The organism is Micromonospora sp. NPDC049201 (assembly GCF_055586805.1).
The window spans coordinates 348,366-367,690 of the sequence record NZ_JBVJHM010000003.1 but is presented as its reverse complement, the minus strand read 5'-3'; the positions used below and the strand labels follow the sequence as shown (position 1 = coordinate 367,690).

General features: G+C 70.3%; 13 protein-coding genes and 2 tRNA genes. 10 read left to right on the top strand and 5 right to left on the bottom strand.

Annotated features, from left to right (window positions below; translation table 11 throughout):
• Positions 1-187: 187 nt before the first annotated feature.
• From ACZ6O5_RS08795 to ACZ6O5_RS08785, 3 genes are all read left to right on the top strand, one after another.
• Positions 188-1,855 carry a copper resistance CopC/CopD family protein gene (locus ACZ6O5_RS08795; protein WP_465975563.1) on the top strand — a complete coding sequence of 556 codons (1,668 nt, stop codon included), beginning with the start codon at positions 188-190 and terminating at the stop codon, positions 1,853-1,855.
• A 16-nt stretch (positions 1,856-1,871) separates the two neighbouring features.
• Complete coding sequence (locus tag ACZ6O5_RS08790; RefSeq protein WP_465975560.1) at positions 1,872-2,600, top strand: YcnI family copper-binding membrane protein; 729 nt, start codon at positions 1,872-1,874, stop codon at positions 2,598-2,600.
• 143 nt (positions 2,601-2,743) lie between these two features.
• Positions 2,744-3,652 carry a hypothetical protein gene (locus ACZ6O5_RS08785; RefSeq protein ID WP_465975558.1) on the top strand — a complete coding sequence of 303 codons (909 nt, stop codon included), beginning with the start codon at positions 2,744-2,746 and terminating at the stop codon, positions 3,650-3,652.
• A 106-nt stretch (positions 3,653-3,758) separates the two neighbouring features.
• Here the strand turns inward: ACZ6O5_RS08785 and ACZ6O5_RS08780 are convergent, their stop codons facing one another.
• Positions 3,759-5,042 carry a glycosyltransferase 87 family protein gene (locus tag ACZ6O5_RS08780; RefSeq protein ID WP_465975556.1) on the bottom strand — a complete coding sequence of 428 codons (1,284 nt, stop codon included), beginning with the start codon at positions 5,040-5,042 and terminating at the stop codon, positions 3,759-3,761.
• Positions 5,043-5,115: 73 nt separating this feature from the next.
• On the opposite strand from ACZ6O5_RS08780, the gene orn reads away from it, so the two are divergent.
• Both orn and ACZ6O5_RS08770 read left to right on the top strand, forming a co-directional pair.
• Positions 5,116-5,706 carry an oligoribonuclease gene (gene orn, locus ACZ6O5_RS08775; RefSeq protein WP_281936007.1) on the top strand — a complete coding sequence of 197 codons (591 nt, stop codon included), beginning with the start codon at positions 5,116-5,118 and terminating at the stop codon, positions 5,704-5,706.
• A 90-nt stretch (positions 5,707-5,796) separates the two neighbouring features.
• Positions 5,797-5,872: transfer RNA gene (locus ACZ6O5_RS08770), tRNA-His, on the top strand.
• A gap of 911 nt (positions 5,873-6,783) precedes the next feature.
• On the opposite strand, the gene ACZ6O5_RS08765 is transcribed toward ACZ6O5_RS08770, so the two are convergent.
• Positions 6,784-7,098: a hypothetical protein gene (locus tag ACZ6O5_RS08765; protein ID WP_281936005.1), complete on the bottom strand. Its 315-nt coding sequence runs from the start codon at positions 7,096-7,098 to the stop codon at positions 6,784-6,786.
• Between the two features lie 630 nt (positions 7,099-7,728).
• Between ACZ6O5_RS08765 and ACZ6O5_RS08760 the strand changes: the two genes are divergently transcribed.
• Positions 7,729-7,869, top strand: a complete 141-nt coding sequence (locus ACZ6O5_RS08760; RefSeq protein ID WP_465975554.1) for a hypothetical protein — start codon at positions 7,729-7,731, stop codon at positions 7,867-7,869.
• Positions 7,870-8,030: 161 nt separating this feature from the next.
• On the opposite strand, the gene ACZ6O5_RS08755 is transcribed toward ACZ6O5_RS08760, so the two are convergent.
• Entirely contained in the window at positions 8,031-9,329 is a 1,299-nt protein-coding gene (locus ACZ6O5_RS08755; RefSeq protein ID WP_465975552.1) for a L,D-transpeptidase, read from the bottom strand.
• 191 nt (positions 9,330-9,520) lie between these two features.
• Entirely contained in the window at positions 9,521-10,798 is a 1,278-nt protein-coding gene (locus tag ACZ6O5_RS08750; RefSeq protein ID WP_465975550.1) for a L,D-transpeptidase, read from the bottom strand.
• A gap of 187 nt (positions 10,799-10,985) precedes the next feature.
• Between ACZ6O5_RS08750 and ACZ6O5_RS08745 the strand changes: the two genes are divergently transcribed.
• A tRNA-Lys gene (locus tag ACZ6O5_RS08745) sits at positions 10,986-11,061 on the top strand.
• Between the two features lie 113 nt (positions 11,062-11,174).
• Positions 11,175-11,462, top strand: coding sequence for a hypothetical protein (locus ACZ6O5_RS08740; protein ID WP_465975549.1), 288 nt, complete (start codon positions 11,175-11,177; stop codon positions 11,460-11,462).
• A gap of 32 nt (positions 11,463-11,494) precedes the next feature.
• Here ACZ6O5_RS08740 and ACZ6O5_RS08735 read toward each other — a convergent pair whose 3' ends face one another.
• On the bottom strand, positions 11,495-12,577 hold the full coding sequence (locus ACZ6O5_RS08735) for a LacI family DNA-binding transcriptional regulator (RefSeq protein WP_465975547.1): 1,083 nt from the start codon (positions 12,575-12,577) through the stop codon (positions 11,495-11,497).
• A 612-nt stretch (positions 12,578-13,189) separates the two neighbouring features.
• Here ACZ6O5_RS08735 and ACZ6O5_RS08730 point away from each other — a divergent pair.
• Positions 13,190-15,898, top strand: coding sequence for an RICIN domain-containing protein (locus tag ACZ6O5_RS08730; protein WP_465975545.1), 2,709 nt, complete (start codon positions 13,190-13,192; stop codon positions 15,896-15,898).
• Positions 15,899-16,713: 815 nt separating this feature from the next.
• Entirely contained in the window at positions 16,714-19,188 is a 2,475-nt protein-coding gene (locus tag ACZ6O5_RS08725; RefSeq protein ID WP_465975543.1) for an RICIN domain-containing protein, read from the top strand.
• The last annotated feature ends 137 nt before the right edge of the window (positions 19,189-19,325 follow it).

Here is a 19,325-nt window from a genome sequence, read left to right as displayed (position 1 = left end):
CGCGGCGTACCTGTGCCGGACAGGGTCCTTCGGCCCATTCCGTGGTCCGGCACACGCCGGGAACTTTTTCCACCCACTCACCGACTACCCCCGCATGACCTCCGACCAGCACGCGGGCCGGGCACCTCGCCGTGCCCGACGGAGGTCGGCTCGCCGGAGGCCGCGCGGTTCGGGAACCATGGCGGTCATGAATGCTGCCGTACGCCGCCCGCCCGGGGCCGTCGCCGCCCGCTCCGGGGCCGCCGCCGGGCTGCTGCTCCTCCTGCTCGCCCTGCTCCTCGCCCCGGCCACTCCGGCCAGCGCCCACGCGGTGCTGGTGAGCAGCAGTCCGGCCGCCTCCGCGGTGGTGCCCGAGGCGCCCGCCCAGGTGGTGATCACGTTCAGTGAGGGGGTCCGCAAGGTCCCCGGGAAGGTGCGGGTGATCGCCCCGGACGGTTCGCGGGCCGACCGGGGCGAGCCGACGTTCCGGGGCGCCGAGGTCAGCATCCCGGTGGACCCGTCCGGCGGGCGCGGCACCTACCTGGTGAGCTACCGGGTCATCTCGGCGGACAGCCACCCGGTCTCCGGCGCGTTCACCTACTCGGTCGGCGCCCCGTCCGAGCCGCCGACCGACACCGGCTCGGACAACCGGGCGAACCCGGTGACCGAGAACGCGGTCAAGGTGGCGAAGTACGCCGGCTACGTCGGTCTGCTGCTGCTGGTCGGCCCGGCGCTGGTGCTGGCCGCGCTCTGGCCGCGCCGGCTGTCCCGGCGGGGGCCGGCGCGGCTGGCCTGGGCCGGGCTCGGCGTGCTGGCGGTGGCCACGCTGGCCGAGCTGTGGCTCCAGGTGCCCTACACCAACGGCGGCGGGCTGTTCGACGTCACCTCGGCGGGCGTGGGCGACGTGCTGGGCAGCACCTACGGCGCCACCCACCTGGTCCGGCTGGGCCTGCTCGCGGCGGCGGCGTTCCTGCTCCGTCCGCTGTTCGCCGGGCCGGTCGGTCGCACCGACGGGATCATCCTGGCGGTCCTGGGCGGGGCGGCGTTGTTCACCTGGCCGCTCGCCGGCCACGCCGCCGCCTCGCCCGCGCCGGCGGTCTCGGTGGTGGTCGACGCCGTACACCTGGGCGGCATGGCGGTGTGGCTGGGTGGCCTGGTGATGCTGGCCGTCTTCCTGCTGCGCCGCGCCGACGAGCGTGAACTGGGCGCGATCCTGCCGATCTGGTCCCGCTGGGCCGCGCTCGCGGTGGCCGCGCTGCTGCTCGCCGGCACCGTGCAGGGGCTGATCGAGGTGGCCACCCCGAAGGCGCTCGTCGACACCACGTACGGCCGGCTGCTGCTCGCCAAGATCGCGCTGTTCGCGCTGGTGATCGGCGTGGCCGCGTACTCCCGGGCGCTGGTGCGGCGGCGCGTCGCCGCCGGCCGGCCGGGCGCGATGCGGCGGGCCGTGGTGGCCGAGCTGGCGATCACCGCGGTGGTGCTCGGCCTGTCCGCCACCCTCGTGCAGACCACCCCGGCGCGGACCGCGGGCACCGGCGTGACCGGCGGCTCGGTCGACTACTTCTCGACCACGCTGAGCAGCCCGAAGTATTCCCTCCAGGTGGAGCTGGACCCGGCCGGGACCGGCAACAACTCGCTGCACCTCTACGCCTACACGACCGACAACCGGCCGCAGGCGGTGCAGGAGTGGAAGGTCACCGCGGCGCTGCCGTCGGCCGGGATCGAGCCGATCACGGTGCCGCTGCTGCCACTGAGCGACAACCACGCCACCGGCGAGGTCAGCCTGCCGTCCCGGGGCGACTGGCAGCTCCGGATCACCGTCCGCACGTCCGACATCGACCAGGCCACGGTGACCGCCACCGTGCCGATCAAGTAACGGAAGGTTCCCTCTGATGATCCGTCTCCGGCGTTCCGCGACCGCCGCCGCGCTGACTCTCGCCGCCGTCTCCGCGACCGTGCTCGGCCTGGCCGGGTCGGCCTCGGCGCACGTCACGATCAACCCGAAGGAGGGGACGCAGGGCGGCTACGGCCGGTTCGCGTTCCGGGTGCCGAACGAGAGCGACACGGCGTCGACCGTCAAGGTCGAGGTGAACCTGCCGGCGAACGCGCCTGTCGGGTCCGTCTCCACCATGCCGGTGCCGGGCTGGACGGTGGCGGTGGAGAAGCGCAAGGTCGACCCGCCGGTCGAGGTGCACGGCAGCCAGCTCACCGAGGCGGTCTCCAAGCTCACGTTCACGGCGGCGCCCAACGGTGGCGTGAAGCCTGGCGAGTTCCAGGAGTTCCCGGTCTCGATGGGGCCGCTGCCCCAGGTCGACACCATGGTGTTCAAGGTGCTCCAGACGTACTCCGACGGCAACGTCTCCCGCTGGATCGAGGAGCCCACGCCGGGCGCGGAGGAGCCGGAGAACCCGGCCCCGGTGCTCGCGCTGGCCGCCGGTGGGGCGTCCGCGTCCCCCGGCGCGAGCGCGCCGGCCGTCGCGGCGGACGACGACGATGACGACGCGGACTCCGGGGCGGCCACCGCGTTCGGGGTGGCCGGGCTGGTCGCCGGCCTGGCCGGCCTGGTCCTGGGTGGGCTGGCGTTCGCGCGTACCCGGCGGGAGCCCACCGCGAAGTCCTGAGCACGGCACGGTCACCGGCCCGGCGGATCACGTCCGCCGGGCCGGTGACCGTCGGGGGGCCGGGTGCGGTGGATATCCGGCGATCGGTGGAGCGTCGTCGGTAAGGTCGGCCGGGTAGTTGGCTACCGAGAGGGACGACGCGAATGCGTTTCGTGCGCACGATCGCCGGCATGCTGCTGCTGGCCCTGGGAATTCCGGCGCTGCTGCTGGGCGCCGGGCTCTGGCTCACCGCCCGGCACGCCGATCCGGCCGGCGGCTTCACCGCCCGTTTCGAACCGGTCCGCACGCCCGCCCGCGCGGTCGTGGTGACCGACGTGGACGCGCTGCTGCGGGCCGACCTGCCGGCGGCCCGCACCGGGCAGATCCGGCTGCGGCTGGCCGCGCGGGACGCAGGTGGCCCGGTGTTCCTCGGCCTCGCCCCGACCGACCAGGTGCGCCGGTGGCTGGCCGACGTCCCGCACAGCACCGTGCGGCGTGTCGCGGTCACCCGGGGCCCGCTGCCGGTCCGGCTCGACCCGGCCACCGCCGGCGTCGCCACCGCCGTCCCGGACGGGCAGTCCTTCTGGGTACGCCAGGGCGTCGGCTCGCTCCAGTGGCGCCCCGCCGAGCTGGGCGACCGGTCGTTGAGCCTGGTGGTGATGCGCGCCGACGGCGCCGGCGGGCTCGACCTGAGCCTGCGGGGCGAGGTGCGGGCCGGCTGGTTCCCGGGCGTGGCGTGGGCGTCGCTGGCCGGCGGGACGCTGCTGGTGGTCCTGGCGGTGCTGGTGCTGCTGCGCCCGCACCGGCCCCGGGAGGTGGTCTTCGTGGTCGAGCCCGACCAGGTCCCGGTACTGGCCGGGCAGCTCGGCATCAGCTCACTGAGCGGGCTGGGCCGGCAACCGGACCGGGCGTCCGGCCCGGACCGGCAACTGGTCGCCGTCGGCCCGGTCGCCGGTGAGCGGAGCCGCGCGGCGATCTCCGCCGCGCCGAGCCGGCGCCCGGCCAGCCTGGCCGACCTGCCGGCCGGCCGTGACTGGTCGTGGCCGCCGATCTCCCGGCGGGACGACAGGTGATCCCGGCGCGACGGCAGGTGGCCCTCCGCGCTGCCGACGCGGAGGGCCACCGTCACCGGGGGAATTCGGTGCTACCTGGGAGAAAACAGAGGTAGTTGGGACAAGATTAGCGCCGAACGCCACCGTTTGCGAGGTCTGTCCGTTCAACGACCGTCGCGGTTCGCCGGCGGACCGGCAGCACCGCCAGCAGCAGCAGGCTCAGCAGCACGTACGCGTTACGCGTGACGAAGTCGACCGGGTCGTCGGTACGCGCCGGACCGGCGCCCCAGTCCTGGAACGTCACCACCCCGTACACGATCACCACACCGGCGCCCACGGCCAGCGCGAGCAGGCCACGACGCCGGCGGATCCCGGCCGCCGTCGACCGGTCGGCGTCCAGCGCGGCGTCCACCAGCACCACCACCGCCGGAATGAACCAGTACAGGTGGTGGGTCCAGGTGATCGGGGAGATCAGGCCGCCGACCAGGCCGGTCAGCGTCAGGCCGGCCAGCGCGTCCCCGGCCCGCGCCGCGCGCGCCGCCCGCCACAGCCCGTAGCCGGCGACCAGCAGCGCGAGCACCAGCCACGGCAGCCGGCTCGGCTCCTCCGGCGCGGTGATCCGGCTGAGCAGCCCGAACAGGGACTGGTTGCCGGTGTAGTCGGTGCGGCCCACCCGGTCGGTGGCCCACAGCTCATGGGTCCAGAACCGCCACGAGTCGTTCGGCGCGACCGCCGCCGCCAGCAACGTGGCCGCCGTCGCGGTCGCCGCCGCCACCGCCGCGGCCCGCCACCGCCGGGCGGCCAGCAGATAGAGCACGAAGATCCCCGGGAACAGCTTGAGCGCCGCCGCCAGCCCCACGCCCACACCGGCCCAGCGCCGCCCCTGGGGTACGGCGAACAGCAGGTCGGCCAGGATCAGCACCACCAGCAGCATGTTGATCTGCCCGAAGGTGATCGTCTCCCGGGTGCTCTCCACCGCCAGCACCAGCAGCACGGCGACGGTCAGGCCGAACACGCGGGGCAGGCCGTGCCGCCGCAGCACCGGCGTCACCAGCCAGCGGGTGGTGACCACCACGCCGGCCACGGTCAGCACCGTGAACGCGGCGATCGTGGCCCCCAGCGGCAGCAGCGCGAACGGGCGCAGCAGCAGCGCCGCGAACGGGGGATAGGTGAAGTAGAGCGCGCCCTGGACCCGGTCCGGCTGGACGTAGTCGTAGAGCGGGTGCCCGGCCGCCCACCAGTCCATGGCCCGCATGTAGATCTTCAGGTCGAAGTAGTCGTGCACGAAGCCGGGCAGGTAGAGCGCCGGCAGCATGGCCGCCAGCGCCAGCACCGTGACCACCCGCCGAGCCGTACGCCCGCCCGCGTCGTCCGGGGTGACGGCGGGTGGGGCGACGGGTTCGGCTGGCACGGGGAAACCCTAGCGGTCCACCTGGCCGACCGGGCCGAGGCGCGGGCGGGTCGGCGGCGCGTAGTCTGTCCCGGTGGCTGATCTTCTCGTCTGGATCGATTGTGAGATGACCGGGCTCGACCTCGGCCGGGACGCCCTGATCGAGGTCGCCGCGCTCGTCACCGACCCCGATCTCAACGTGCTCGGGGACGGCGTGGACGTGGTGATCCACGCCGACGACGCGGCGCTCGCGGGCATGCCGGAGATCGTGCGCACCATGCACGCCAAGTCCGGCCTCACCGAGGAGGTACGCCGGTCCACGGTCACCCTCGCCGAGGCCGAGGACCTGGTGCTCGACTACGTCACCAGCCACGTGAAGGACCCGAGGACCGCGCCGCTGTGCGGCAACTCGATCGCCACCGACCGGGGCTTCCTGGCCCGCGACATGACCCGGCTCGACGCCCACCTGCACTACCGCATGATCGACGTCTCCTCGATCAAGGAGCTGTGCCGGCGCTGGTACCCGCGGGTGTACTTCGGCCAGCCGCAGAAGGGCCTGGCCCACCGCGCGCTGGCGGACATCCGGGAGAGCATCCGGGAGCTGGAGTACTACCGGCGGACCCTGTTCGTGCCGCTGCCCGGCCCGGACGTGGAGACCGCGAAGGCGATCGCCGCCCAGCTCTGACGTCCGGGTCGGAACCCGGTGGACGGGGCGGGGCCGGGTGTGGCTATTATTGGTCCGCGCACCGCCCGGGTGACCGGAGCGGCGAGCATGGTGGCTGTAGCTCAGTTGGCAGAGCACCGGGTTGTGGTCCCGGTTGTCGTGGGTTCAATTCCCATCAGTCACCCCAAGCGTTTCCCGCGTCAGGGCCGGTTTTCACCGGCCCTGACGCGTATTCGGAGAGCACGGTGGGGGCAGCCACCGGCGGCGCATCCTGCCGACGGCCACGCCGACGCGGAACGCCCCACGGTCTGCCGGCTGCGGGGCAGCCGATGAGGTCGCGGGCCCGCAGGTAGAGGGCGGGGAAGCCGACGACCGCGGCGCAGAAGATGTGGGCGATCTCCACGCGGTTGAGGCCGGTGGTCTGGCTGGACGCGAGGATCTACACCACCCAGATGCTCTTGACGGTGGCGAGGGCGCTGAAGACCTTGGTGAGGGTGAGGGGCCCGCACTCGTAGGTCTGATGGTTGCTCTGTCGTGTCGCGGTGTCCGTCACGGTGGTGCTTCTCCGATCGTGGCTGTGCTGGGGGAGGGTGATCGGAGGCGGTAGCGGCCGCCTCCTGCCAGGCCCGGTGTGTCACCGGTGCCGGCGCGTGCCCATCGGGGTGGGCGCGGTGCGGCTCAGGTTGGTCCGGGCTCGATGCAGGTGTGCCGCGAGTCGGGGAGTTGGGAGCGGGCCCGCGTGTGGCTGAGGCGTGCCAGGGCGGGTGGATGAGGGCGGCGGTGGTGTCGGTGGCGCCCCTGGCGAGGGCTGCTGGCCGCCGGGTTGGTGGCGCCGGAGGGGTTGCCGAGTGTGCCGGGGCATCCGCCGTCGGTCAGGGTTCGGTGGTGGGGTCGAGGTTGAGGCCGTCGTAGGTGTGCTGGTCGGCGTGGTCGCGCCCAGGCGGCTGCCAGTAGTCGGGTTCGGGTGGGGCGGCTTCGAAGGCGAAGCCGGGTGGTTCTCCGATTGCAGTCGGCGGGGTGAGTGTTTCGGCGATGGTGGGGCCGGAACAACGCCCCGCTCACCTTCGGGTGGGCGGGGCGTTGCGTTGCGTTGGATGGTCAGACCGCGTGTAGCTCTCGGACGCTGCGGTCGGTCGCCACGTACTGCGGCCAGTCGTCCGTGTGGCACTCCGCGGCGTGCAGGGCGGTGCGTACCTGCGACAGAAGGATGTGGACGGCGCTCTCGAAGTCGTCGGCTTCAATGCTCGTGGCGAACTCCACGGTGCGATCGGCCAGGCTGGCAGCCATCTGCACCTCGCAGTCCAGGTTGTCGAGGTGTTCCTGCACGGCGTCGAGGAACTCCTCGTACTGCGCGTCGGTGCCGTGTGGCGTACTTTCGAGCGTCATCTGGATCGCGATGCGATGCTGCTGCATGATCATCCCTTCTCCCAGCATGTGGCTCGTTTGAGCTGTCCAATAAGATCTTTTAGGTAGTTCGCACCAGAGGGGTGCACTTCACGGTCTTCCAGTGCTTTTCAGGGCATGGGCAGTACAGCTTGAAGTACCTGTTGCCCCCGCCGTCAACTCTCCAGTTCTTGCGCTCAGCCTCGCGGAGAACGTCCTCAAGTTCTTTAACTCTGTGCTTGGGGCGTGACACTCGGTAAACGCTCCTTGCCTCTTGAGGTTACCTACCCGGAAGATCCACTAACAGACGCGGTTGGTCACAGACGCGCCAACGAGTGAAGAGGGCATCGGACGCGGAGCGTAGGGTCTCCGATCGGTGTACCGTGACCGCTTCGTCGGCAACGCGACACCGAGGTCAGGCGCGCGCCCGTTCGTCGCGCCACCGCCGCGCCAGCTCCAGGCATCCGGCTCCGGCTGGCGCGACGCGGCCGGAGCTGAGCAGCTCGCGGAACGCCAGCCTCAGTGAACGGGACTCTCTCCGCCAGAACGGCGCCCTCGTCGTTGCGGTCGACGAAGTCGCAGGCGAGATGTCGAATACCTCCGCGTCGTCTGCGGCACAGCCTCGTCGCGTGGTTGCTGTCGGCGAAGGAGCCGCCGTCGTTGACGGCGATCCAGCGGCGCCTGGGGCACGCGTCGATCTCGGTCACGTCGGACCGCTACGGGCACCTGGTGCCGGCGGTGGATGAGCGGATCGCGGCGGCGTTGGATGCGGCGTTGCCGCGTTCGGGCTGGGGGCAGTGAGCCCGACGCAACCCGTCCCAGCCGAACGCAATCCGAGGCATCTAGCACGGGAAACGGTGGGTCACGCCCGTGGCCTAGATGCCACGGCTGTTTCAATTCCCATCACCCCAACGACGAAGCCCTCCCCTCCGGGAGAGGGCTTCGTCGTGTGCGCTGTGGGATCAGGCGGTCGGCTCGGCGCTGGGCGTCCCGGCGTCCGGGCTGGCGTCGTCGCCCGGCGCGGCCGGCGGCTCGTACGGCAGGGCGCTGCCCTTGACGTACTCGTCCCAGCTCATGTTCCAGTCGGTCCAGCCGTTGCCGTTCTGGAGCTTGCGCTCGGTGCCCTTGACCGTGATCGGGTCGCCCAGGCGGGTGTTGGCGAACAGCCAGTTGCCGTCCTTCATCGAGACGTTGACGCACCCGTGCGAGACGTTCGAGCGTCCCTGCACACCCTCGGACCAGGGGGCCGCGTGGATGAACTCGCCGCCCCAGGTGAGCCGCTGCGCGTAGTCGATCTCGGTGCGGTAGCCCTCCTCCGGGCCCAGCTCCTCCATGGTGTCGAAGACGGTGTGCCGGAGCTTCTCGATGACCACCATGGTGCCGCTGGACGAGGGGGTGCTCTTCTTGCCGAGGCTCACCAGGATCGTCTTGACGACCTTGCCGTCCTTGGTGACGGTCATCCGCTTGGTGCGGTTGTCCACCGTCATCACGAACGACGGGCCGATCTTCACGTCGACGGTCAGGTCGGAACGGCCGTACCAGCCGTCGCCCAGCGGCAGCCCGTTGGCCCGCACCTGGTAGGAGACCGTGCTGTTGGCCTTCCAGAACGTCTTGGGCCGGTAGTGCACCTCGGTCGGGCTGATCCAGCGCCAGATGCCCTCCTGGGCCGGCTGCGCGGTCACCGTCATCCGGCGCTGCATGTCGTCGCGGTAGTCCTCCGGGATGGCCCGGCCGAACTTCACGATCAGCGGCATGCCCACGCCGACGACCTGGTTGTCGCCGAGGAAGCTGGTCACCCGGACCTGCTTGGCGGGCTTGGCCATCACGGTGAACGTGCTGGTGGCGGTCGCCGGCTTGCCGTCGTCGCCGGTCGCCGTCACGGTCGCGGTGTACGTCTGGGCGTAGTCGAGCGCGGCGGCGGGCTCCCAGCTCTTGCCGTCGGCGGCGAGTGTGCCCTCCACCGCCTTGCCGGCGGCGTCCTTCAGCTCGACGGCGGTCTCCTGCGCGTCCTTCGTGGTGAAGGTGATGGCGGTGGTGGCCGGGACGTCCTTGGCGTCGGCGGCCGGCTCGCTGATGGTGGCCGCCGCCTTCGGGGCCTTCTCGCCGCCGTCACCGCCGCCCTGCCAGCTCGACGGTTTGTCGCCGCCGCCGGTGCAGGCCGTCAACGCCATGGTGGCGACGAGCACCGCGGCGGCGAATGCGCGGCGCCCGCCGCGGCGGGCGCTCCCGCCCCGGATCGGTTCGTCCTGGCCAGCTCGCATGATTCCCTCACAAGTGTGCTGCGCGGTCCCGATCGTCTCTGGTCAGACGCGTCGGACCGGGTACTCGTTGCCGGAAGTGAACCGGAACACCCCGGTGACGGTGTAACGATTCTGTCGTCGTCCGGCGCTTCGTTGCTGGGGACGAGTCCCGGCGCCGCCGCAAGCGGCTGCGTCCGACAACGGTACGCCGCTTAGAACGGTGCGCCCTGCCCGCCCTTCGGCACCGGCAGGGCGCTGCCGGCGACGAACTCCGACCAGCTCAGGCTCCATGCCGTCCAGCCGTTGCCGGGCACCAGCCGCCGTTCGGTGCCCTTCACCGTGATCGGGTCGCCGACGAGCGTCTTGCCGAACAGCCACCGACCGTCGGCCATCGAGACGTTCACACAGCCGTGCGACACGTTCCGGCGGCCCTGCACCCCCTCCGACCAGGGCGCGGCGTGGATGTACTCACCGCCCCAGGTGAGCCGCTGGGCGAAGTCGATCTTCGTGACGTACTGGTTGTTCGGGTCCGGCTCGTCGCGGGTGTCGAAGACGGTGGACTCCTTCTTCTCCATCACCACCATGGTGCCGCTGGAGGACGGGGTGCTCTTCTTGCCCAGGCTCACCGGCAGCGTACGGATCACCGCGCCGTTCTCCGAGACCGTCATCTTCTTGGTCGCGTTGTCCACGGTCATCTCGAACGCGCGGCCGATCTTCGCGGTGGCGTTCCGGTCGACGTTGCCGTAGCGGCCGTTGCTCAGCGGGATGCCGGCCAGGGCCAGCCGGACGGTGAGCGTGGTCCCGGTCTTCCAGTACTCCGGGGCGCGGTAGTAGGCCTGGGTGCCGTTGGCCACCCAGTACCAGGCGCCGGGCTGCGGCGGATCGGTCTGCACGAACATGCGCTTCTGCACCGCGGCCCGGTCCTTCTTCGGGATGCCCGGCGAGAACTCGGCGACCACCGGCATGGCCACGCCGTACGTCTTGTCGCTGAACAGGTAGAGGCCGGAGCCGATGGTGGACTTCGGCTTGCCCATCGTGGTGAACGTGCTGGTGCCCTGGTGGGTCGCGCCGTCCGGGCCGGTCCCGGTGACCGTGGCGGTGTACTTCGTGGCGTACTTCAACGGGGAGGACGGCACCCAGCTGGAGCCGTCGCGCCGCATCCGCCCGTTGACCGCCGTGCCGTCGGCGGTGGTCAGGACGACCTTCGACACCGTGCCGCCGCCCGGGACCCGGGCGCTGATCTCGGTGCTGGCCGGCCGGCCGGTCGCGCCGTCGGCCGGGCTCACCGACAGCGGCGAGGCGGCGGGGGCCGCGTCGCCCGACGGGGTGCCCGTCGGATCCGGCGCGGTGGACGAGACGCCACCGACCTCCTGCTGCTGGCCGGGCACGAAGGCCGGCTTCTCCTCGTCGCCGCCGCACCCGGTCAGTGCCAGCGACGCCGTGAGGACCAGGACGCCCACCATCGCCCCGGCCCGCGCGAACCTGCCCATGCCCACCCCTGTCGTAGCGTGCCTGGCGGACATCGTGCCCCATCGACGCCATGACGCCCGTCCCCGTAGGGGCTCGGCTGTCGGTTTTGGTCGGTTTCGCCGGTTAAGCTCGTCCGAAGGGTGGACCCCGGTATCGGATTGGAACCCCGCTCAGCGGGCATGCTAAGGTTCTTCCCGTTGTCAGCGAGCGCCGCTAGCTCAACTGGCAGAGCAGCGGACTCTTAATCCGCGGGTTCGGGGTTCGAGTCCCTGGCGGCGCACCAGCAGCAAGGCTCTGACCTGGGGTTACTCCCCGGGTCGGGGCCTTTCTCGTTTCCGTGCCGATGAAGTCCATCGCGTGGGGTGTGGCGGTGACCGCCGTGGTCCAGGACCGTTGGTGTGCGGTGTTGATCAGGGGTGGGGTGACGTCGGGGGCGGAACCGACGGCTATGCCCGGGCCTACTACGGCATGCTGTCGCAGTCGAACAACAGCACGATTTTCGTCGCCCCACAGGGCATCAACAACGGCTGGGCCAACACCAACGGTGAGGACGTGACCTTCACCGACGACCTGATCCGCATGATCGATAACGCACTCTGCGTCGACACGACGCAACGCTTCTCGGTCGGGTTCAGCCATCGCCGCCGCCGCTCGTCAGCGACGGCCGGTGCGGGCCTCGGGTGACGTGCCGCCGTAGGTGGACGGATCGACGCTGATCAGGGCCGAGTGGATGGGACTTCGCTGCCGGCGGGCTGACCGTGCGGGCCACCGTGGGCATGGGGGATCGCTCGGCGTCCGCGTCCCGGGATCGGCCGGGGCGGTGGTGGCGCCGTCGAGGCGCGGACGACGAGCTCGACCGGTTGGTCGGCCGCCGGTGGAAGCTCGACGTCCGGCTTCTCGATGACCTGTACCAGCAGCGCGAGACCCTGCCGCGTGACCTCGTCGAACGGCTGCCGCACGGTGGTGAGCGGGGGAGTGACGTAGGCGGCGACCGGGATGTCGTCGAACCCCACGACGCTGATGTCCTCGGGCACCCGGCGCCCGGCCTCGAGCTGCGCGCGGATGAGCCCGATCGCCATGTCGTCGTTCGCGGCGAACACCGCGGTCACGGTGCCGTCGTCGGCCAGTTCCCGGCCCGCCGCGTAGCCGGACGCGGCCGACCAGTCGCCCTCGACGACCGGCGGCTCGTCCGCGCCGTGGGCTCGCAACGCCTCGCGCCAGCCGGCGATACGGTCCCGTGCCGAATACCACCGCTGCGGGCCGGCCAGGTGATGGACGGTCGCGTGCCCCAACTCCAGCAGGTGCTCGGTCGCGGCCCGCGCGAGCCGGCCCGCGCCGACCCTGGCGGTCACCACCTGCGGCGCGGTGAAGGTGGGCGGCGCGCCGAGGACCAGGACCGGCACGTCCACGCTGATGAGGCCGACGCCCTCGTCGATCGGCTCGGAGATGACCACGCCGTCCACGCCCTGGTCCAGCAGCGACGCCAGGGCGCCCGTGATGCCGCCCGGGTCGCCCTCGATCGTGGTGGCCACCCGCAGCGTGTAGCCCACCTTCCGGACCGCCCGCTCGACGCCCATGAGCCACGACGCCGGCCCGTACAAGGCGCTGCCGAGCGTCACCACGCCGATCGACCGGGTCCGCCCGGAGGCCAGCGCCCGGGCCACCTGGTTGCGCCGGTAGCCGAGTTCCTCGGCGGCGTCCAGGACCCGCCGGCGCACGTCGGCCGAGACATACGGCTCGTCGTTGAGGACCCTGGACACCGTCTTCTGGGAGACGCCGGCCAGCCGCGCGACGTCCACGCTGCGCGGCGTCGGAGGGCTTCCACCCGGCCTCGCCAGTCGCGTCATGGCACCTCCCACCGCCGGCCATAGTTATGTATGATTGCGCTGTCATGTCTGCGCAGTCAGACACTCGCCACCAAGATCCCGCAACCCACCTGTGATGCTGGCGAGGCACGTTCCCTGCCGACACCCTAACCCCAGTTTCGAACCGAACAGGCCGGGCCGGGCCGCCCACCGGCTTCGCCGATGACCGCAGTGCTGTCCACGCCTTCGACGTGTCACGCGGCCGGGCCCCGCAGCGGCGAATCGATTCGCCGCTCGGTCGGCACCGCGTCGGTGAGCCGGCGAGACGGAATGCCTGAGCGTGACGCTCTAGCGCTCCGGAAGGGGCGTACTCATCGGCGGCCGTTCGAAGCCTGCGAGGTGCCAGGAGCAGGAAGTAACCGCCTTGAAACCTTGACTTCACGCTCCATGGACCCATTAATGCATATCTATGTATCCGGGCCGTGGCTGCCCTTCCCGGGTGGTCGGCGACGCCGGCAGATTCGTCGAATCGGTTCGAGTGTCGGCCTTGAGGCTGCGCCCTGAACCGGTGTTGCCGAGCTGGCGGATGAGTCACAGGAGGTTGCCGTGCATCGTACGAACGCCCGCTGGGGTGGCCGATTGTCGGCGTCGGCCAGAGGGCTTGCCGCGACCGTGGCGCTCGGCCTGAGCCTGACGCTGGGCGGCCTGCCCCTGGCGACCCCCCGGTCGGCCCTGGCCGCGCCGGGCGCGATGAGGGCTGTGGCCGCCGCCGGTGTTGACGGTGTGGCGGCCGGGAACGCCGCGATCGCCTCGGTCGACCTGAGCGGGACCTGGGGCTTCACGCCCGCGGGCCGGGCGGCGACCACGATCGCGGTGCCCGGTGGCGGCTGGTACAAACAGGGCTTCACCACCGTGAACGAGGCGGTGTACTCGCGCAGCATCACCGTGCCGGACTCGGGGCAGCCCCAGTCGAGCTGGATCGAGTTCGGCGCCGTCAACCACCAGGCGACACTGTCGGTCGACGGCCGCGTGGTCGCCACCCAGACGACGGCGTTCACCCCGTCGAACTTCGACATCAGCGCCTACGCGGCGCCCGGCACCACCCACACGATCACCGTGAACGTGAAGGGCCGCGGCGCGTTGAAGGCATCCAACGGCCGGTACCTGGTGCCCGACGCCGCCACGTGGTCCGAGGCGGTACCGCAGGGGATCTTCGGGTCCGCGTTCCTGCGGGTGTACCCGGCGGTGTACGTCAGCGACACATTCGTGCGTACGTCGGTGGCGAACAAGACGCTGACCTACGACGTGACGGTGCGGAACACGTCGGGCACTCCCCGGTCGGTGACGTTGACCGGGTCGCTGTCGTCCAGGAACGGAACGGCTTTCAGCTACCCGGAACTGCCCAGCCGTACGGTCACCGTGGCGGCCCGCTCGACCGTGACCGTGACCGTCGGGCCGGTCGCGTGGAACCTCGACAGCACCTCGTACTGGTGGCCCAACGTGCCGTACCGGTCGGGGTACCGGGCGCAGCTGCACGGGCTGGCGGTGCATGCCGTCACCGACGACGGCCGGACGAGCGACGCCGAGTACCGGTTCGGGTTCCGGGAGGCCACCCAGAACGGTGACTACTACTACCTCAACGGCGTGCGCGTGAACTTCCGCGGCGACAACCTCCAGGGTGCCGACTATGACCGGATCAACAACGGCGGCAAGGGCGACGCATACCACACCCTGCCCGGCTTTCTGCCCCCGTCGTCCGGCAACGGCGGCTGGCCGCAGGCGGTGGACAACTACCAGCGGCTGAACTACAACGTGGTGCGCATCCACCAGGAGCCCGGGAGCCCGTACATGTTGGATGTCGCCGACGAGATGGGCCTGATGATCATCGATGAGGTCGCGATTCGCGGCTCCCAATCCTCGCAGGAGTGGAAGGAATCCGTCGGGCACGACAACATGGTCAACCACGCCCGTGCGCTGGTCCTGCGCGACCGCAACCACCCCGCGATCGTCCGCTGGAGTCAGAACAACGAGCCGAACCAGAGCGGCCAGGATTCCGAACAGTTCGAGAAGGAGCTGTACGCGGCGATGAACGGCGCCGACGGCACCCGGCCGATCATTGTCGAGGTGGGCGTCGGCGGGAATGTCAGCCTGTATCCCGGCATGACGTACGCCAACTTCGCGGTGATCCCGCACTACGTCGACGGCTTCGGCAGGTACGGGGAGGGCCTGATCACCGTGAACGGACGGCCCGACGGCGAGGGCGAGTACATCTGGCCGGCATGCAACAACAAGCAGGGCTTCGAGTGGTTCGCCACGGCAACCCTGGCCAAGCGCGGCAAGGGCGCCACCGACCTGCGCCCGTACACGCTGCTGTCCGCCTGGGCCAGCGTCGTGCCCGGCGTGCGGACCACCGACTTCACCCCGGAGGAGGGTGGTCACCCCATCTACGGCGTGGACAACCTGCCCGACCCGTGGAGCAACCCGCAGATCCAGCGCGTGCAGGCGGCGTTCAACCCGGTGGCCGCGGTCGACCTCCCCTACTGGTCCGCCTCCGGCAATTCGGACTCGAACGGCACCTTCCCGCTGCCGCAGGCGGTGCCCAGCTACGCCCGCAACGCCACGGTGACCCGCAATATCACCGTGTTCAACGACGATGTCGTCGACACCTCCGTGGGCTTCACCTGGACGGCGCGCCTCGACAGCCCGACCGGCGCGGTCGTGGCATCCGGCAGCACGACCCTGACCGTCCCGCTCGGCTCACGGGTCACCCAACCGGTGACCTTCACCACCCCCGCCACCGGCAGCCGCGTGTATCTGCAGCTGTCGACCACGAAGTCCGGCAGCACCGTCTTCACCGACGCGGTCGAGTACTTCAACCTCGGCGGAGGCAGCGGAACCGGACCCACTCCCGGCACCTACCGCATCGTCAACCGCAACAGCGGCAAGCCCCTCGCCATCGCCGGCAACTCCACCGCCGACGGCGCCAAGGCGATCCAGCAGAGCGGCAGCCCCACGTGGACGGTCAGCGCCACGCAGGACGCCTACACGCTGCGCTACACCGCCTCCGGAAAGGTGCTCGACGTCAACGGCGGCAGCAGCACGCAGGGCCTGCAACTGCAGCAGTGGTCGGCAAACGGCGGCACCAACCAGATGTGGTACCTGCGGCCCACCGGTGACGGCTACTACACCATCGTCAGCCGTGGCAGCGGACTGGCAGCCGACGTCTACGGCGCCTCGACCAGCGACGGAGCGCAGGTCGTGCAGTGGACCGCCAACGGCGGTACCAACCAGCAGTGGCAGTTCGTACCCGCCTGACAGAGAACAGAGGCGGATGTCACGCCCGACCGCCGGTAACGGACTGCCGATCGTTGCGCCGACTCGGGGGTGCGGTTTGTACGCCCGAGTCGGCCACGATCCGATCGCGGTGGGGCACGAGCTACCCATCCGGACAGACGCCAGCCTGGTCCGCTCGCTACCCGAACGTGAGTCAGGCCCAGGGCGTCGCGACTGAGTGCATGGACTCTGGGTGCCGTCCATGCACCCCAGAGGTCGGACGGCTGGGCCGATTGCGATACGCATAGTCGACGGACGATCCGATGGTTGCGCCGTAAACGTCTGACGTCTACGCTGCAAAGCAGCATTCTGTGACCATGGGCAAGCGGGTGTGAGCGGGCATCGGGCGTTACCGACGGCACGGTAGGTGCCGCCGGGCGGTGCTTCTCGCTCGAAGCGCGCGTGGCCCCGCGGCTGTTCTTGCCGCTCCTTGTCAGAGACCCACCATGGTCGGAATCGCCCCCCGTGTTCTCCCTCCGTCGGCCGTTATTCGTGCGGTGGTCCACCGTCGCGCCCCGAGGACGATTGTCCAGCGAACATGCCCTGTCGGCGGTAAGCGAAAGGAATGGTACGTGAAACCAGCCGTCTCTACCGTTCGAAGGTCACTGCTGGCAGTTCTGCTGGCCGTCGCCTCCACAGTCCCGGCAGTGGTCGCGAGTCAACTGCCGGCCTCGGCCGCCGTCCAACAGACCTACTATGTCGCCCCGGACGGAAACGACGCCAACCCGGGAACGCTCCAATCACCATTCCGGAGCCTGCAACGTGCGAGGGACGCCGTTCGTACGGTGAATTCCAGCATGACGGGCGACATCCAGGTCTACCTGCGCGGTGGAAGTTACCCGGTGAACAGCACGATCGAGTTCGGGGCCGGTGACTCCGGCACCAACGGATATCGGGTCAGCTATTCCGCCTACCCCAACGAGACCCCCGTTCTCGAGGGTGGGGTGCAGGTGACGGGGTGGACCCAACACAGCGGCAACATCTGGAAGGCGCCGCTCGACCGCGCCAACAAGCTGCGCGCGCTCTACGTCAACGACAAGCGGGCGTACATGGCGTCGAAGACGATCGGCTCGGCGGGCTGCTACGGGACGTACACCATCACGGCCGGGCAGGCCGCGTGGGCCTGGGAGTCGGGGTCGCAGTGCGACGGCGCCAAGTACAACCTGAACGACTTCCCCGCCGTCGCCCGCAACTCCGACGACATCGAGATCGAGACGGGGACGACCTGGACCACGGCGATCGTGGGGGTCCGCCAGGTGACCACGAGTTCCGACGGTGCCAACCGGGTGGCGCTGTTCCAGCAGCCGGGTGCCGCCATCGCCCAGGGCGCGTTCAACGGCAACGCCCAGACCGGCGGCAGCCACAAGGTGATGAACGCCTACGAGTTCCTGGACACGCCGGGTGAGTTCTACTTCGACAAGGGCAGCCGGACGCTCTACTACTACAAGAGCAGTTCCGAGAACATGGCGACCGCGTCGGTCTTCGCGCCGAACAACGTGACCACCCTGTTGCGGGTCGCCGGCACCTCGACGAGCAGTCACGCTCGCAACATCACGTTCTCCGGCCTCACCGTCCAGCACTCCGACTGGAACCTGTTCAACGTCGCCGGTTCGTCGTTCAAGCAGGCGCAGCAGGGCAACCTCGGTGCGCAGGCGTATGCGAAGCGGAACTTCCACGACTACTACTACCGCAACGTCGACGTCACCCCGGGCATCATCCAGGTGGAGAACGCCGACGGGATCCTCCTGCAACGCAACCGGATCCAGCACACCGGCGCCGACGGCATCAACATGGTCAACGACGTGCAGAACAGCCAACTGGTCGGCAACCACACCAACGACATCGCCGGCTCCGCCGTCACCGTCGGCCATCCCCAGCACGTCTACATCGGCGACGGGACGTCGACCAACCGCGAGAAGTGGTCCCCGCAGGTCGAAGGGCTGCCGAAGAACATCGCCATCAGAAACAACTACATCTACGACAGCGCGGTGCTGTTCAACGGGCACAGCCCCATCTCGGCGTACTTCGTCGACACCCTGACGGTGCAGCACAACCGGATCGAGAAGTCGCCGTGGGCGGGCATCACGCTCGGTTGGGGCTGGTGGAACTTCGACGGATCATCGGGCTCGATCGCGCCCAACCGGCCGACCACGACGGCGCGGAACAACACCATCAGCTACAACCACATCATCGACACGGTGCAGCGCCTCAGCGACACGGCGCCCATCTACACACTGGGCAGCCAACCGGGCACCACGATCACCAACAACTATCTCCAGGGCGTGCCGTCCGGGCACAAGTACGGCCTCCACCCCGACGAGGGATCGGCGTACCTCACCTTCCGCGACAATGTCCTGAGCGTGGACAAGAACGTCACCTGGATGATCAACTCCGACGACTTCGGGCGCAAGCACGACCTGAGCATCACGCAGACCTACGGCCCCATCAACAAGGTCTCGAACAAGAACCTGCCCAACAGCACGATCAACGACATCATCGTCTCCGCCGACTACGTCTGGCCGGCACCGGCGTACGGCATCGCCGTCAACTCCGGCCTGGAGGACGCGTTCCGGGACATCGTCCCGGCGGCCAACCTGTCCCTGCCGAACCATGTCCTGCCGGCCAGCACCTACGTCACGAGCGGGACGGCATCGATTCCGATCCGGAGCGCCGGGGACGCGACCAGGGCGGTCTGGTTGGCTCCCGCCGGCACCACCGTCTTCACCGCCGGCCCGACGATGACCAGGGCCGGGGGCACCGACACGTCCATCGCCGTACCGACGTCGCAGGGCGAGTACCGGCTCTACGTCCTCGACGCGCAGGGCAACCGGTCGGCCGAGTCCAGCTCGATCGTCCGGCAGCAGGGCACCGGCACCGGCCAGCAGGGCGGCCGGCTCGTGGGCGGCCAGTCCGGCCGGTGCGTCGAGGTGCCGAACTCCGCCACCACCAACGGCACGCAGGTCCAGCTGTGGGACTGCGCCGGCGGCGCGAACCAGCAGTGGGCCTACACCGCCGGCAAGCAACTGACCGTGTACGGCAACAAGTGCCTGGACGCGAACGGCGCGGGCACCAGCAACGGCACCACGGTCATCATCTGGGACTGCCACGGCGGCACCAACCAGCAGTGGAACGTCAACGCCAACGGCACCGTCACCAACGTCCAGTCCGGACTCTGTCTCGATGCCAACGGCGCCGCCACCGCCAACGGCACGAAGATCATCCTCTGGTCGTGCAACGGTGGCGCGAACCAGCAGTGGAGCCTTCGCAACTGACCGACGGCCCCGGGGCCGGGCGACCCGGCCCGGCCCCGGGCCGGCGCACCGACGAGCAAGGCCCTGATGTCCGCTTTCGCGGGTCGGGGCCTTCTCCGCGTCCCGCGGGCGGTAGGCGGTCGCTCGGTGCCGCTCGC

Excerpts from the sequence above, each read along its gene's own strand:
- ACZ6O5_RS08795 (WP_465975563.1), top strand. The coding sequence starts at position 188 with ATGAATGCTGCCGTACGCCGCCCGCCCGGGGCCGTCGCCGCCCGCTCC.
- ACZ6O5_RS08790 (WP_465975560.1), top strand. The coding sequence starts at position 1,872 with ATGATCCGTCTCCGGCGTTCCGCGACCGCCGCCGCGCTGACTCTCGCC.
- ACZ6O5_RS08785 (WP_465975558.1), top strand. The coding sequence starts at position 2,744 with ATGCGTTTCGTGCGCACGATCGCCGGCATGCTGCTGCTGGCCCTGGGA.
- ACZ6O5_RS08765 (WP_281936005.1), bottom strand. The coding sequence starts at position 7,098 with ATGCAGCAGCATCGCATCGCGATCCAGATGACGCTCGAAAGTACGCCA.
- ACZ6O5_RS08755 (WP_465975552.1), bottom strand. The coding sequence starts at position 9,329 with ATGCGAGCTGGCCAGGACGAACCGATCCGGGGCGGGAGCGCCCGCCGC.
- ACZ6O5_RS08750 (WP_465975550.1), bottom strand. The coding sequence starts at position 10,798 with ATGGGCAGGTTCGCGCGGGCCGGGGCGATGGTGGGCGTCCTGGTCCTC.
- ACZ6O5_RS08725 (WP_465975543.1), top strand. The coding sequence starts at position 16,714 with ATGACGGGCGACATCCAGGTCTACCTGCGCGGTGGAAGTTACCCGGTG.